This is a genomic window from Niabella digestorum (genome assembly GCF_036409055.1).
In the GTDB taxonomy this organism is placed as follows: Bacteria; Bacteroidota; Bacteroidia; order Chitinophagales; family Chitinophagaceae; genus Niabella; species Niabella composti.
The window spans coordinates 193,047-207,652 of sequence record NZ_JAZGLY010000004.1 but is presented as its reverse complement, the minus strand read 5'-3'; the positions used below and the strand labels follow the sequence as shown (position 1 = coordinate 207,652).

Here is a 14,606-nt window from a genome sequence, read left to right as displayed (position 1 = left end):
AACAATTTGTTCATGGTGTGATAACATTCTGTTGTTATACCTGTGATAATTTCGCCCAATAAAACGTAAATTATGAAAAGAATTCTCTTGAGCGTGGCTGTTGCAGCCTTATTCTTAGTATCGTGTGATAAGGACAACGACGATCCTACTCCAAAGCCAACTGCAGAAAACCTGAGTGGAAATATCTCTACAGATATGACGCTGGATGCGAGTATTACATACACATTAACAGGTACTGTGAAAATATTGAACGGCGGTAAACTCAGAATTCCTGCCGGCACCGTTATTAAAGCTGAAAAAGGGTTTGACAAATATATCCTTGTAGAGCAGGGTGGTCAGATATTTGTAAATGGTACGGCCGATAAACCTGTAAAAATGACTTCTGCTGCTGCAACTCCTGCTCCCGGCGACTGGGGCGGCTTAATTATCAACGGTAAAGCAAAAATTTCCGGTCCTTCAGGTACAACGCCTACCGGTACTACCGAAATCAACCCTGAAGTGCCTTACGGAGGCAGCGATGATGCTGATAATTCCGGTACGCTACAATATTTGATTTTGGAATACACCGGTGCAAAATCTTCTGCTAATATTGAACACAATGGTTTAACGCTTAACGCCGTGGGCAGCGGTACAATAATCGAAAACATTTACATACCTTATACTGCTGATGATGGTATAGAATTTTTTGGAGGTACTGTAAACGTAAAAAATTTACTGGTTGTAAATTCTGATGATGATATGTTTGATGGAACACAAGGCTGGCGCGGTACATTGGACAATGCTTATGGTGTTTGGGGAACAACATTTACAAGTGACGAAGAAGATCCTCGTGGTATAGAGTTTGACGGCAACTTAGATGGTAATACTCCCGCAGATATAAACCAGTCTAACGGTACTTTCAAAAACATTACCATTGTAAGCAAAGCGGCAAATATTGAAATGCAGGATGCCGTTAAAATAAGAAGAGGCGCCACAGCCACTATTACTAATCTTTTGATTAAAGGCACTAAATTTACAGACCTTATTGACCTGACAGATGGAAAAGGTACTGCTAACGTGGCAACCAATATCTCGTACAAAAAAGATGTTACTACGATATCAGGTAAAGAACTGAATAATACCGGCGTAACTGGTGCTACTGTAACTGCTAATACAACTAATACAGGCGCTAATACTTCAGTATTTGCCTGGACAGGGTTTACTGATTTCTAAATGAAGCTGTATCATATTTATAAAAAGAGTGGTCATAAAAGATCACTCTTTTTTTATAGATAGTTTTCTTATAAGCATATAAAGGAGCTGTATCAAAAGTTCAACTGGAACATTTGCCTGGAAATAGGTGAGCATTCCTGTTCAATGACTATTTTCTTCGGCTTTTCCGTTTTCCCCGCTATAAATATCTTTTGCCCCAACCTCTTTTTGCGCTATAACTTCATATTGCCAACTGTTGCACTTTTTAACAGAAGATCGTTATATAGAGAAAATGATTACAAGATGTATTTAAGAACAATTTTTGCTACTATTCATTGTATCTTGTAAAAAGCGGTCCCGGAGAGGACTTCGGATAGGCGTGAGGCAGAAGAGATTGCCGCAAAAAAAAATATTCTTGAGTTTTTTACGCTATGGGAAGTTGGAGGAGGCTGGACTCCTGTTAAAACCGGAATGAAATTGGGTATGAAATGACTATTGCTTTAAACCGTGACCAGTCCTTTATTAAACAAATTAAAACCGGGTCAGGTATCATTATACTTAACGGTGATTTTAAAGATACCACTATCAACAACCTTCCTTTTGTAGTACTGCATTTTCAAAATCTGTCCGATTCAGGAATACCAGCTACTGTCAGCTATCATTTAATACAGGCTTACGGAAATATTTATGATGACCGGGAATTGTTAGAACGGAGTGGCGTAGATAGTAGTGGGCTTGTATCATCCCCGTTCTCGATCGATGGCGCATATTTTTCTTACCGTAAAGAAAAATAGTATTTTTATACTGAAAAGCCGGTAATATACAGAAGAGGAGAGTTATAGGTGTTGGGGTATATAGACATACACGATCGATGATTGCTGTTGTGCATACTTTAAAGGGATTTCACCCACTTTCAGCTCCTCCTCCTGTGGTGTAGGCTCGCAAAACGTGTATTGTTCGCCATTATAAGCTATAGTAGTTCCGATCGGAGTATCAAATTTTACGGCAACAGTTACATGTTCAGGATATGCCACCACTATCATAGGTAGATTGTACAGCTCCTTTACTAAAAAATAAAACAAGCTCACGCGGTCTTCACAATCGCTGTTTTCGGCCAGCAAAGTTTGTTCCGGCGTAAATCTTCTGTCTGTGCCATAGGCTTTTGTATCCGGCTCGTAAACGAAGGCATAGCGTACAAAATGCAATAAATAATCAATACCATCCGTAGTGCTAAGCGCCTTCACTTTGTTTTTAAGCAGAGGCAGCAGCGATTCTTTTGTTTCTTCGCTTACCGGCACATTCAGCCGCATATCATAGTCTACCACCGGGTAATTTTTGAATATCGTTTTTACATTGGGATTTACTTTTATCCTGAAAAAATATTCATTATGAGGCATGCTGAAATTGAGCTTTTTGACCACATAATCGTTTTTACTGAAATGGGGCAGTTTGGATATTCTGTAGGAAAACGCTTTCAGCGGAATATCAGGATCCTGTTGCAGGGAAAGCTCTTCAAACTCTTCTCTTTCAAAATCAAATTGCCCGTCGTAATCGTGGTAATTGATGCAGATATAGGCTTTATTATTTCTTACCCTGAATAACATGTTATAGATATTGTCATCCGACTGTATGAAAAAAACGATTTTAGAAGGATTAATGGCAAGTATAGGATCGTACCCTGATCTATACATCAGGAAGAATTTGTACAGTGTGTACTGCCAGTAGTTTTTTGTTTTAGGACTTAAAGTTTCGGCAATACGGCGTACCAGTTGGTAGTACATCCAATCATCTGGCTGTTGTGTCAGCCTGTAGGTGGCCAGCGCTTTAAAAACTTCCGTAAAATCGGCGTTATCCATTAGCGATATAAACCGGCCAGCATTTGCCCCGCTGCGGTCGTTATCATTAAACTGCTGAAACATGCTTTTATTAACACTGTATTGCACCGGAGCTCCATAAAAATCAAAAGCAATAAGCTTTGGCTCTTTTTGCGCTGCTGTAATATATATACTTGTCAGTAATAACCATATGGTGCAAACACCCTTTATCATTTTCTATAAAGTTACAAAGGATAACAATTATTTAATATTAAATTTTGGGGCAGACATAAAAGTCATCGGCATTTTCTCCGAAGGCACTTTTTTAAATGTTAAAACTGCTGTTGCAATAAAACCATTAGCGGACGGAAACGTCTATAAAAAACGATCAAAAAGGAGAAACAGTAACCGAAGAGTTGACTATACCTAAAAACAACTGGAAAATTATAAAAACCAGTAGCGAACAGGATAAGCATACAGCCCTGATGTCCATCGATGAAAACAAGCAAACGTGGTGGCATTCGAGGACTTCAGGAAATGGACATTATATCACTATTGATTTAGGGGCATCTTATTCTTTAAAAGCATTTGCCTATACGCCACAGCAAGTGCATGCACAGGGTATGATGGCAAAAGGTGTAGTGGAAGTAAGTGAAGATGGAAGAACATGGGCTACGGCCGATAGTTTTGAATTCGGCAATCTGATTAATGATCCCAGTACCAGGAAACATATATTTAGCCAAGTCGTAACTGCTCGTTATGTGCGTATTACCGCCACGGAAATTGCTGGTGGCGATAACACATTGGCAATTGCCGAACTCGACTTTTTTGAAAAATAAAATTTAGCAAGAATCGGATTTTATAATTGTTGTGGTATGCTGACCTTTGCATTAAAGTATCTGAACCATGGATGTTCAATCTCATATAAATTATCAAAGGATAGCTGAGGCGATACAGTATCTGCGAGAGAATTTTAAATCACAGCCCAATCTCAATGAAGTGGCAGCAAAAGTGCACCTCAGCCCTTCTCATTTTCAGCGGTTGTTCACCGAATGGGCAGGTACCAGTCCCAAGAAATTTTTACAGTATATCAGTGTAGAATATGCCAAGAAAATACTGCAAGAACAACAGGCTAGCCTGGTGGATACGGCTATAGCAACCGGACTTTCCAGCACCAGTCGTTTGCACGACTTATTTGTAAATATCGAAGGCATGACTCCCGCCGAATATAAAAACGGAGGAGCACAGCTTGTCATAAATTATAGCTTTGCCGAAACCCCTTTCGGTAAAGTAATTGTGGCATCTACACATAAAGGGGTTTGTTATATGGCATTTGAGGAGGATGAAAAAAAATCCTTCGAAAGGCTTAAAAGCAAGTTCCCCAACGCTACTTATCAAAAGCAGACAGATGTCTTGCAACAGAACGCTTTGTCGGTTTTTCATAGCGATTGGAGCAAATTGCATGAAGTAAAATTACATCTGCGCGGTACCGGTTTTCAGTTAAAAGTATGGGAAAGCTTGCTCAAAATACCCATGGGCACTTTGGCCACATATGGTACCATTGCGCAACAGATAGGCAACCCTCATGCCTCGCGCGCTGTAGGTACTGCCGTAGGGAGCAATCCTGTAGCTTTTCTCATCCCCTGTCATCGCGTGATTCGCTCTTCAGGTGTTTTAGGCAATTATATGTGGGGCGCAACCCGAAAAGCAGCTATTATTGGCTGGGAACAATCCAAAACCAATGAACCGCAACATGAAGCTATTTGAAGGAAACTATACCCATGAAAACATTTTGCCAAAAGAAGGCTTGGTGCGGTATTACGGCACTGTACTTTCAAAGCCGGAAGCCGACAAATATTATCAGCAATTATTGCAAAACATAGCATGGAAGCATGATGAAGCTGTTATTTACGGAAAGCGCATTGTTACTAAACGCAAAGTAGCTTGGTATGGTTCGGAGCCTTTTGCCTATACCTACTCCAAAACCACAAAATATGCGCTTCCTTGGACAGCAGAGCTGCAAGCATTAAAAACTTTAGTAGAAGCCATCACCCACGAAACCTATAATTCTTGCTTGCTGAATTTGTATCACAATGGTGAAGAAGGAATGAGCTGGCATCGCGATGCAGAAAAGGACTTAAAAAAAGATGGAGCTATTGCTTCGCTGAGTTTAGGCGCCCCACGCCGATTCGATTTTAAACATATTCAAACAGGAGAACAAAGAAGTTTGATTTTAGAACATGGAAGTTTACTGGTAATGGCCGGCCCTACACAAACCTATTGGCTGCATCGGCTTCCTGTAACTAAAAAAGTAACTACACCACGCATTAATCTAACATTTCGAACGATTGAATAACCTTCTTTCCTCAAATTAAGCTTACTCCCCACTGAATTTAAGTATCTTTATGCGTCTGTAGCAGTGATGGAAAAGTATTCTTTCTATCACACGCATAACAAATTTATTATTTGATTGTTTTTTATTTATGGCTTCATCGGAAAAGAATAAAAAAACATTATCGGCTCAGCAGCGCGATGAGCTGATAAGTCTATTAAAGGCAAGATTCGAAACCAATATGAGCCGACATAAAGGACTGAAATGGGAACAGGTGCAGGAAAGGCTGGAAAAGAATACTGAGAAGCTGGCTATATTGTATGAAATGGAAATTACGGGTGGGAAACCGGATGTTGTAAAATATGATAAGAAAACAGATGCTTACATATTTTACGACTGTGCTGCGGAAAGTCCCGATGGGCGGAGGAGTCTGTGTTACGATCGTGCAGCGCTTAGCTCCCGAAAGGCCAACAAGCCTCAAGGAAGTGCTGTGGAGTTAGCCGAATCTATGGGAATTGAAATACTGACCGAGGAACAATATCGCGAGCTACAAAAGCTAGGCAAATTTGACCAAAAAACTTCGAGCTGGATTAAAACCCCTCCGGAAATCCGTTATCTCGGAGGTGCCTTGTTCTGCGACCGTCGTTATGACAAAGTGTTTACCTATCATAATGGAGCAGCATCCTATTACAGTTCTCGCGGATTCAGAGGATGGATAAATGTATGATTATGAAAAATTGAGTTTGCAAGCATTGTTTAGTGGATTTTTCAAATTCCCTGCGGACAGCTACTTTTGCACGGCCGCTATAATGCTTGGCAAAGAGAATTAAAAGATAAACGATATTATGCAAAAGAATAATAACAGTAAGAAGCCCGAACCTACCATACTATTTATATTTGGCGGCAGCGGCGATTTGAATCAGCGTAAATTAACTCCGGCTTTGTTTAATCTGAGTATAGATGGCTTTATGCCGGAAAAGTTTGCCATTATTGGCACCGGGCGCACCGATTACGGCAATGAAAAATTTCGCGAACATTTATTAGGCGGTATAAAAAAGTTTTCCCGTCGTAAGGAGAATCCTCCGGGTAGCTGGGAAAGTTTTTCTGCGCATATTTCTTATCTGCGGATGGATGTAGATCGCCCCGAGTCTTATCTGCCCATCAAACAAATCATTGCCGATTATGAAGCAGAGTGGGGACTGTCGGCACATGTAATTTTCTACCTAGCGGTAGCTCCGCAGCTGGTTCCGGAAATTACCACTAATTTGTATAATCTACAGCTGAATAAAGAGAAAGAAAAACTGCGCATTGTAGTAGAGAAGCCTTTCGGACATGATTTGAAGAGCGCGCAGGAACTCAACAAGCTGCTCACAGATATGTTTGATGAAAGTCAGATTTATCGCATCGATCATTATCTGGGGAAGGAAACCGTACAAAACATTCTGGCATTTCGTTTTGCCAATGCCCTGTTCGAACCTATATGGAATCGTAACTATATCGACCATGTACAGATTACCGCAGCCGAAACTGTAGGTGTAGAAGACAGGGGCGGGTATTATGAGCGATCTGGTGCTTTGAGAGATATGGTACAAAACCATATTCTGCAACTGTTGTGTATGGTAGCCATGGAAGCGCCCGTATCATTTGAAGCGGATGAAATCAGAAATAAAAAAACCGATGTTCTCAACGCCATTCGTCGGATAAAAAAAGAAGAAGTTCAGCAATACGCCGTACGCGGTCAGTATTCCGCTGGCTGGATACAGGGCAAACAAGTAAAAGCCTACCGCGAAGAAAAAGGCGTAGATCCGCAATCTCCGGTAGAAACCTTTGCTGCTGTAAAGTTTTATATCGATAACTGGCGCTGGCAGGGCGTTCCGTTTTATGTGCGTACTGGTAAATATTTGAAAGAAAAAACCACTCTTATTACCATACAATTTAAGGATGCGCCTAAATATGCATTTCCACCCGAAGCTTCAGAAACTTGGCGCGCCAACAGGCTTACCATGAGCATTCAGCCCGAAATGGATATCCGGCTCCGTTTTCAGGCCAAACGTCCAGGCCAGACCATGTCGCTGAATCCGGTAAACATGGTGTTCAATTATAAAGACACTTATCACGAAGAACAGCCGGAGTCTTACGAAACATTGCTGCTGGATGCTATGATTGGTAATCCTACACAGTATATGCGCGGTGATCAGGTGGAGATAGCTTGGCGTGTAATCGAGCCTATTTTGGAGACATGGGAACAACGACCTCCGGTAGATTTCCCCAATTATGCGCCCGGAAGCTGGGGACCGGAAGATGCCGAGGCATTGATTGCCAGAGATGGCAGGAACTGGATTATGTTGCCGCCCCGACAATAAGAGGTCTTCACAACAGTTGTAATAACATATACGAGCTTCAGAACCCCTTCGTTCCGAAGCTCTTTTTTGCAGCAAAATGCTAAAATTTTTAGTATTTTTGGTATATGGCAGTGGTGTCTTTTCGAAGAAACGCAAATTCGTTGCATGGAAATGGCCGTTCATTGATTATGTATATAGATATGAACAGCTATTTTGCCAGCTGCGAGCAGCAGCTGCAGCCGCATTTGCGCGGAAAGCCCATTGGTGTATGTCCCTACGAGGGGCCGAATGCGGTGGTCATTGCCGCTTCGCGGGAAGCTAAGGCTATGGGTATCAAAACGGGCATGCATGCATCCGAGTGCAAAGCTCTCTGTCCCGATTTCATCATGGTACCCACACGACCCTTTTATTATCGCCGCATTCATGTAGAGATTATGAATATTTTGCGTTCTTATTGCGATGCAAAACATGTGATCCCCAAAAGCATTGATGAAGCTATTGTGGACCTCACGCATTATACTTACGTATATAAAGATGTAATGGCCTTGGCCCAACAAATTAAAGAGGATATTCGTACAAAAATCGGTACTTACATAACTTGCTCTATAGGTATTGCTGCCAATGTGTTCTATGCCAAGCTTGCTACGGAAATTCAAAAACCCGATGGATTGATTCATATTACACCGGAGAATGTAGATGGCTATCTGAGCCACTTAAAGCTTACGGATATTCCCGGCATCGGTGAGCGTAGCGCGCAGCGTTTGAATCGAGCAGGAGTTTATACCACCATAGCACTACGCAACGCCTCGGAATCGTTGTTGCGAAAAGTGTTTGGAGGTGTGGTAGGCAACTATTGGTATTATCGGTTGCACTTTAAGGAAGTAGATCTCTATACTTCGGACTATAAGCATATGAGTGCGATGCGCAGCCTTTCTTTAAAAAACCGCTCCAGTTATGAAGCTTTACGCTCTATGCTGATTTCGTTGTGTACTTGGCTGGAACAACGAATGGTAAAACAGAATGTTTTTTGCCGCGAACTTAGTTTTTACGCTCATTATTACAATGCACCCGAGTGGAAAGTACATATTAAACTGCTTCAGCCCCTGCAGGATGCGATGGAGATGCTTCAATATATAGAACATCGTATCAGCGAATATGAAAAATATGGTGGCTTGAGAGTATTGCGTAATGATATGATGGATATGGGTGTTGTAGTTGGTAATTTTATAGCTTCGGATGAAGTGCAGTATGGTCTTTTCGATAATAAAATGCAGGCGGACAGATTACGAAAAGTAATGTATACCATCAAAGATCAGTACGGAAAAAATATGGTGCGCAAAGCTTCTGAAACAATTGAATCCGGCCAAATGAAGGATGCGATTGGTTTTGGCTCTGTAAAGGATTTATATCAGAGCATTGATGATAAGATGTTCAATAATTTTTTATTAGAAGAAGATAAAGAAATGCTGGGTTAGGCTTCATCAGCTTTTAAGAAGCTATTCTACTATTTTACGGTTTACTTTTTCTTTTTAAGCAAAATAATTATTGTAGTTTTACTTATAAAGCCTTATTCACCACTTCTTATATGCAATATTATACGGTTATTCTTATCATCATGTCGCTGATGTTAGGAGCATCGGCTTTTGCGGAGAAACTTAAAATACCTTCCCCTATATTTTTAATTGTAGTAGGCATGGTCTTGGGTTTTATTCCTGCAATGCCTCTGGTGGATTTGAATCCAGAAGTTGTCATGCTTTTGTTTCTGCCTCCATTATTGTACGATGCGGCTTTTAATATCTCATTCAAGGATTTTCGTACACATATTAGTACGATTAGCACATTGGCAATAGGATTAGTATTTATTACCACGGCAGGCATTGCCATTGTAGCATATTGTCTGATACCTTCTCTTACCTGGCCTGTAGCATTTGTATTAGGGGCCACACTTTCTGCAACAGATGCGGTGGCTGCAATAGGCATTACTAAAGGGTTAGGATTATCGCACAGAACGGTTTCTATACTGGAGGGAGAAAGCTTGGTGAATGATGCTTCGGCGTTAGTAGCTTATCGATTTGCAGTAGCCGCCGTAACGGGCGTTGCCTTTGTGTGGTGGGATGCATTGCTGGATTTTGTATTGGTATTGACGGGAGGTTTTTTGATAGGGCGGATTATTTCAAAACTACTGGAAAAAGTATTGTATTATTTCCGGGATAACGATATGTTGGTCATCAGCCTCACTTTGCTGATGCCCTTTGTTACTTATTTGGTAGCGGAACATTTTGATGTATCGGGTGTGATTGCTGTTGTGGTACTAGGTTTACAGATGTCACGTTTAAGTAAGTCTAATTTCCCGGAAGCATTAAAACAACGCTCTCGTCATTTTTGGGATGTTATAATCTTCCTCCTGAATGGCCTGATATTCGTGTTGATAGGGTTGGAGTTTCCTTGGATATTAAGAAAAATACATGAAACGCATATCTGGCATTATATCGGTATTGCAGCCATCATTACCGTAGCTACTTTCATTATTCGTTGGGCACATGTGTATTTGCAGCAACGTAGTTTGCGCAAGTCCTATATGGGTAAATATCGCTGGCGTCGTGTAAGTAAAGATGCATTGCTAGATTCTCAAACCAGTTTGATAATCGCTTGGGCTGGCATGCGTGGTATTGTTTCTTTGGCTATAGCATTGGGATTGCCACTATATCTAGATAATGATGCTCCTTTCCCAATGCGGAATGAAATTATTTTTATTGCTATTTCTGTAGTGTTGCTTTCTTTATTGGGACAGGGCATCACTCTGCCTTGGGTGGTGAAGAAAGCGCGTGAATGGAATAAACCGACCGTAGTAAGTGAAGAACGATACGAATTGGAATAAGCATATATAAAAAAAGAATAGTGCTTGTACAAGCACTATTCTTTTGTATAATAATTATTCTTAATTAATCTCTTCTTCCCAGATAAATCATAATATATTGAACCAAGGTTACTACGGCTGCCAAGGCGGCCACCACATAAGTAGTTGCAGCCCATTTTAAAGCATCTTTAGCCATGGGGTATTCTTGAGTAGTAGTAACATTGGTCCCCTGCAACCAAGCGAGAGCTCTTCGGCTGGCATCAAACTCCACCGGTAAGGTTATTACACTAAACAATACGGTCACAGCCATCAGTAGGATTCCAATCAGCAATAAAGTGGTATTTCCAGAAGCGGCCATCACTAGACCGGCTAACAATACCCAGTTTACAATCATGGAACAAAATTGTACCGCTGGTACCAATTTACTACGCATTTCCAGTGGTGTATAAGCTGTAGCATGCTGTATCGCATGTCCACATTCGTGAGCAGCCACAGCTGCTGCCGAAACGCTTCTACCTTCGTATACTTCAGGACTCAGATTTACCGTTTTTTTAGTAGGGTCATAGTGGTCGGTAAGAAAGCCGGGTGTGGAAATTACCTGAACATCATATATGCCATTTTCACGCAGCATTTTTTCGGCTATCTCCTTGCCACTCATCCCATTAGATAACGGAATGCGGGCGTACTTATTAAACTTACTCTTCAGAATCATGGATACAACCATACTGATTCCCACAAAAATCATCGATACTAGGAAAATTGATGGAGTCATAGTACAAACAGAATTTTAACTTTTGATAATCAAATAAGACGCCACACGCAAATTACATTAAAAATGCGACTTTTTGTCATGCAACGAATTAATTTAAGAGATTTTTAGCCAAAACGGTATTATTTGTTAATAGATGAAAATCAATTTTTTGTGAGCGTTATCGGCCTTTTTTCTAAAGCAATTTGAGGCAGACTGAAGCTGAAAAGGGAGAATTTCATTTTTTAATCTTAATCTCAATTTGTACCTTAGTAGCAGAATTTAATGGGTTAGTAAGTAAAAGGGCCGAGCGTTAGCGAGGCCTTTTTACTTTTAGCAGCTTTCTATGTAAGGGAAAACAATAGCGCCATTTTCTTTTATATATATCCTTCCTTATTGTCTTTATTGATAATTGAATTGTGGGGACTTCTTTACTTTCCTTCCTGTGTGATATTTATCTTTTTAAATCTGTCAGATCTTAAACGTTGTTCTCTTTTTATTAGATAAGTTTCAGTCTTTCTTAATTCCCTCAGGCAACAAATCCTTCAATACCTACCCTATTCGTTAATTTTGTTGGATGAGTAAAATAAAGAAATCATTCTTTTGTCAAAACTGTGGATATGAAAGTGTGAAATGGTTGGGGCAATGTCCGGCTTGTGGAACATGGAATAGTTTTGTGGAAGAAGTCATTGAAAAGACCAACGGAAAACAAAACTGGAGCGACTATACATCATCTACTAAAAATCGTACAAGCAAAGCTGTTTCTTTATCTGAAGTTACAAGTAGCGAAGAAAAACGTATTATCACTCCAGATACAGAACTAAATAGAGTTTTGGGAGGAGGCATTGTTGCCGGCAGTATTACACTGGTAGCCGGCGAGCCAGGAATCGGAAAAAGCACCCTGTTTTTACAGAATGGCTTATTACTCTCGAACTATAAAGTACTTTATATAAGTGGCGAAGAAAGTGAGCAACAAATAAAGATGCGGGCCGACCGTTTATTCAATGGCAATGCATCCTTGGATAAAAATCATTTCTTTTTGCTTACAGAAACTTCTACACAGGTTATTTTTCAGGAAATCAAGAAGCTAAAGCCTGATATTGTTATTGTGGATTCGGTGCAGACGTTACAATCGCCCTTGATCGATTCTTCGCAGGGCAGCATCTCTCAGATTAAAGAATGTGCTGGAGAATTTCAACGGTATGCCAAAGAAACCAACACCCCTGTATTTCTCATAGGACATATTACCAAAGAAGGAGGTATCGCCGGCCCTAAGATACTGGAACATATGGTAGATGTGGTGTTGCAGTTTGAAGGCGACCGGCATTATGCTTACCGTATTCTGCGTACACTTAAAAATCGCTTTGGCAGCACTAGCGAATTGGGTATTTATGAAATGACCGACAAAGGAATGCGTGGAGTTACCAATCCCAGCGAAATACTTATTACGCAAAAAGAAGAGCAATTAAGCGGTATTGCCATTGCAGCCACCATAGAAGGTGCTCGACCATTGTTGATAGAAGTGCAATCGTTAGTGACACAGTCTGTTTATGGGACACCACAACGTACGGTTACTGGGTTCGACTTACGCAGACTTCAGTTGCTGCTGGCAGTGTTGGAAAAACGTGGCGGCTTTCATTTCGGTGTAAAAGATGTATTTTTAAATATAGCCGGAGGCATTAAGGTAGAGGACCCTTCCATCGATCTTGCGGTATTATGTGCTTTATTATCTTCATACGAAGATGTACCGCTCCCGCAGAACATCTGTTTTGCCGGAGAAGTGGGTTTGAGTGGCGAAATAAGGGCAGTGCATAAGGTGGACCAGCGCATTGCTGAAGCCGAAAAGCTGGGATTTGAAAAAATCATTGTATCCAAATATAACCAATCGATACGCCAAAATCAGGCAAAGTTTAATATAGAAGTAGTAGCAATGGGACGAGTGGAAGAAATCTATCAATATCTATTTTAGATACTTCCACAAACGTGTTGTGAAAATTTGTAGACTATGAAAACGCTGATGCGCACCATTGGCGATGCAGTGTTGCATCTTATTTATCCGCACATCTGTGCCGGTTGTGGTACAGATACGCTGCCTTCGGGAAGCAGGTTATGTATTAAATGCCTACATCAATTGCCAGTAACCCACTTTGAAGTTCAAATTAACAATCCTGTGGAGAAAATCCTGGCAGGTAGAGTACGATTTGAGCGGGCTACGGCACAGTTTTATTTTCATAAGAACGCTTCATTGCAGCGCATGATGCATCAGTTTAAATACAGAGGAATCAAAGATATTGGTCATCAGTTAGGGACAATAATGGGGCATCAACTTTTGCATAGCGGGCGCTTTGATGATATAGATATTTTGATTCCAATGCCGCTTCATGAAAGCCGGGAGCGTAAAAGAGGGTACAACCAGGCAAAAGTATTATGTGATGCCATTGCTCAGGTGTTAAATAAACCTGTTATTGAGAATGCAGTACAACGTGTAGTAGCTACGGATACTCAAACAAAGAAAGATCGGATAGCACGCTGGCAAAATATGTCCAAGAAATTTAGTCTTATAAATGCTGCTGTTTTGGAAGGTAAACATGTATTGCTGGTAGATGATGTGATTACTACAGGGGCCACTATAGAAGCCTGCGCCGAGGCGCTGTATACAGCAAAAGGAGTGCAACTAAGTATTGCAACTTTATGCTATGCATCATATATTTAAAAAATGGGATTTGTTTCCTAACTTTATAATCTCAACTTCACCGCTTCTTAGGTAAGAGGCTAAAGATAATTTTTATGAAAACCGTACTTGTTTGTTTGTTATTAGCCGGCACCCTGTTTATCGCAAGGTCGATATATGATTTTAAAGTGGATGGTCTTACCGGGGGCACTATCAATTTTGCAGATTTTAAAGGAAAAAAAATTCTGATCGTCAATACAGCTAGCAAATGTGGCCTTACTCCGCAGTATGAAGAGCTGGAACTGTTGTATAAAAAGCATAAAGACAAACTGGTGGTGGTAGGATTTCCTGCGAATAACTTCCGCGAGCAGGAGCCTGGTACTAATGAGGAGATCGCGGAGTTTTGTAAAAAGAACTACGGCGTTACTTTTCCTATGGCTGCTAAGATTTCTGTAAAAGGAAATGATATAGCACCCATCTATAAATATTTGATAGAAGAGGCAAAGAAAAAAAAATTGGAAAACCCAGTTACTTGGAATTTTGGCAAGTTCTTAATTAACGAAAAGGGTGAGTTAATTGCCACTTTTTCTCCAAGAACCAAACCTATGAGTAAGGATATTCTGAAGTATTTAAACTAAATATTCAGAGCCT

General features: G+C 40.6%; 14 protein-coding genes. 12 read left to right on the top strand and 2 right to left on the bottom strand.

Annotation, left to right across the window (positions count from 1 at the left end; genetic code table 11):
* Positions 1 to 72: 72 nt before the first annotated feature.
* Both V2H41_RS08360 and V2H41_RS08355 read left to right on the top strand, forming a co-directional pair.
* Positions 73 to 1,212 (top strand): hypothetical protein, encoded by a 1,140-nt coding sequence (locus V2H41_RS08360; RefSeq protein ID WP_330974691.1) that lies wholly within the window; start codon positions 73 to 75, stop codon positions 1,210 to 1,212.
* Between the two features lie 467 nt (positions 1,213 to 1,679).
* Complete coding sequence (locus tag V2H41_RS08355) at positions 1,680 to 1,985, top strand: hypothetical protein (protein WP_330974690.1); 306 nt, start codon at positions 1,680 to 1,682, stop codon at positions 1,983 to 1,985.
* Between the two features lie 42 nt (positions 1,986 to 2,027).
* Here the strand turns inward: V2H41_RS08355 and V2H41_RS08350 are convergent, their stop codons facing one another.
* Positions 2,028 to 3,239, bottom strand: a complete 1,212-nt coding sequence (locus tag V2H41_RS08350) for a hypothetical protein (RefSeq protein ID WP_330974689.1) — start codon at positions 3,237 to 3,239, stop codon at positions 2,028 to 2,030.
* A gap of 182 nt (positions 3,240 to 3,421) precedes the next feature.
* On the opposite strand from V2H41_RS08350, the gene V2H41_RS08345 reads away from it, so the two are divergent.
* The 7 genes from V2H41_RS08345 (at position 3,422) to V2H41_RS08315 (ending at position 10,557) form a co-directional block, all read left to right on the top strand.
* The gene (locus tag V2H41_RS08345; protein WP_330974688.1) at positions 3,422 to 3,844 is read left to right on the top strand and encodes a discoidin domain-containing protein; all 423 of its coding nucleotides are present in this window, start codon (positions 3,422 to 3,424) and stop codon (positions 3,842 to 3,844) included.
* 67 nt (positions 3,845 to 3,911) lie between these two features.
* Positions 3,912 to 4,772: a bifunctional helix-turn-helix domain-containing protein/methylated-DNA--[protein]-cysteine S-methyltransferase gene (locus V2H41_RS08340; protein ID WP_330974687.1), complete on the top strand. Its 861-nt coding sequence runs from the start codon at positions 3,912 to 3,914 to the stop codon at positions 4,770 to 4,772.
* Positions 4,759 to 5,361, top strand: coding sequence for an alpha-ketoglutarate-dependent dioxygenase AlkB family protein (locus V2H41_RS08335; protein WP_330974686.1), 603 nt, complete (start codon positions 4,759 to 4,761; stop codon positions 5,359 to 5,361). The genes V2H41_RS08340 and V2H41_RS08335 overlap by 14 nt, the downstream gene beginning before the upstream one ends.
* Positions 5,362 to 5,488: 127 nt before the next feature.
* The gene (locus V2H41_RS08330) at positions 5,489 to 6,064 is read left to right on the top strand and encodes a DUF4256 domain-containing protein (protein ID WP_330974685.1); all 576 of its coding nucleotides are present in this window, start codon (positions 5,489 to 5,491) and stop codon (positions 6,062 to 6,064) included.
* Between the two features lie 118 nt (positions 6,065 to 6,182).
* Positions 6,183 to 7,700, top strand: a complete 1,518-nt coding sequence (gene zwf / locus V2H41_RS08325; RefSeq protein ID WP_330974684.1) for a glucose-6-phosphate dehydrogenase — start codon at positions 6,183 to 6,185, stop codon at positions 7,698 to 7,700.
* Between the two features lie 179 nt (positions 7,701 to 7,879).
* Positions 7,880 to 9,154: a DNA polymerase Y family protein gene (locus tag V2H41_RS08320; RefSeq protein ID WP_330974683.1), complete on the top strand. Its 1,275-nt coding sequence runs from the start codon at positions 7,880 to 7,882 to the stop codon at positions 9,152 to 9,154.
* A gap of 110 nt (positions 9,155 to 9,264) precedes the next feature.
* Positions 9,265 to 10,557 carry a Na+/H+ antiporter gene (locus V2H41_RS08315; protein ID WP_330974682.1) on the top strand — a complete coding sequence of 431 codons (1,293 nt, stop codon included), beginning with the start codon at positions 9,265 to 9,267 and terminating at the stop codon, positions 10,555 to 10,557.
* Between the two features lie 64 nt (positions 10,558 to 10,621).
* Here V2H41_RS08315 and V2H41_RS08310 read toward each other — a convergent pair whose 3' ends face one another.
* The gene (locus tag V2H41_RS08310; protein ID WP_330974681.1) at positions 10,622 to 11,308 is read right to left on the bottom strand and encodes a zinc metallopeptidase; all 687 of its coding nucleotides are present in this window, start codon (positions 11,306 to 11,308) and stop codon (positions 10,622 to 10,624) included.
* Between the two features lie 553 nt (positions 11,309 to 11,861).
* Here V2H41_RS08310 and radA point away from each other — a divergent pair.
* The 3 genes from radA (at position 11,862) to V2H41_RS08295 (ending at position 14,593) form a co-directional block, all read left to right on the top strand.
* Complete coding sequence (gene radA, locus V2H41_RS08305; RefSeq protein WP_330974680.1) at positions 11,862 to 13,253, top strand: DNA repair protein RadA; 1,392 nt, start codon at positions 11,862 to 11,864, stop codon at positions 13,251 to 13,253.
* 36 nt (positions 13,254 to 13,289) lie between these two features.
* A complete protein-coding gene (locus tag V2H41_RS08300) occupies positions 13,290 to 13,997 on the top strand; it encodes a ComF family protein (RefSeq protein WP_330974679.1) in 708 nt (235 codons plus the stop codon).
* A 74-nt stretch (positions 13,998 to 14,071) separates the two neighbouring features.
* A complete protein-coding gene (locus tag V2H41_RS08295; RefSeq protein WP_330974678.1) occupies positions 14,072 to 14,593 on the top strand; it encodes a glutathione peroxidase in 522 nt (173 codons plus the stop codon).
* The last annotated feature ends 13 nt before the right edge of the window (positions 14,594 to 14,606 follow it).

Bases quoted from the DNA above. Each gene is read 5' to 3' on its own strand.
- V2H41_RS08295 (WP_330974678.1), top strand. From the start codon at position 14,072: ATGAAAACCGTACTTGTTTGTTTGTTATTAGCCGGCACCCTGTTTATC.
- V2H41_RS08360 (WP_330974691.1), top strand. From the start codon at position 73: ATGAAAAGAATTCTCTTGAGCGTGGCTGTTGCAGCCTTATTCTTAGTA.
- V2H41_RS08330 (WP_330974685.1), top strand. From the start codon at position 5,489: ATGGCTTCATCGGAAAAGAATAAAAAAACATTATCGGCTCAGCAGCGC.
- V2H41_RS08355 (WP_330974690.1), top strand. From the start codon at position 1,680: ATGACTATTGCTTTAAACCGTGACCAGTCCTTTATTAAACAAATTAAA.
- V2H41_RS08310 (WP_330974681.1), bottom strand. From the start codon at position 11,308: ATGACTCCATCAATTTTCCTAGTATCGATGATTTTTGTGGGAATCAGT.
- V2H41_RS08350 (WP_330974689.1), bottom strand. From the start codon at position 3,239: ATGATAAAGGGTGTTTGCACCATATGGTTATTACTGACAAGTATATAT.
- V2H41_RS08320 (WP_330974683.1), top strand. From the start codon at position 7,880: ATGAACAGCTATTTTGCCAGCTGCGAGCAGCAGCTGCAGCCGCATTTG.
- V2H41_RS08315 (WP_330974682.1), top strand. From the start codon at position 9,265: ATGCAATATTATACGGTTATTCTTATCATCATGTCGCTGATGTTAGGA.
- zwf (WP_330974684.1), top strand. From the start codon at position 6,183: ATGCAAAAGAATAATAACAGTAAGAAGCCCGAACCTACCATACTATTT.
- V2H41_RS08340 (WP_330974687.1), top strand. From the start codon at position 3,912: ATGGATGTTCAATCTCATATAAATTATCAAAGGATAGCTGAGGCGATA.
- radA (WP_330974680.1), top strand. From the start codon at position 11,862: ATGAGTAAAATAAAGAAATCATTCTTTTGTCAAAACTGTGGATATGAA.
- V2H41_RS08335 (WP_330974686.1), top strand. From the start codon at position 4,759: ATGAAGCTATTTGAAGGAAACTATACCCATGAAAACATTTTGCCAAAA.
- V2H41_RS08300 (WP_330974679.1), top strand. From the start codon at position 13,290: ATGAAAACGCTGATGCGCACCATTGGCGATGCAGTGTTGCATCTTATT.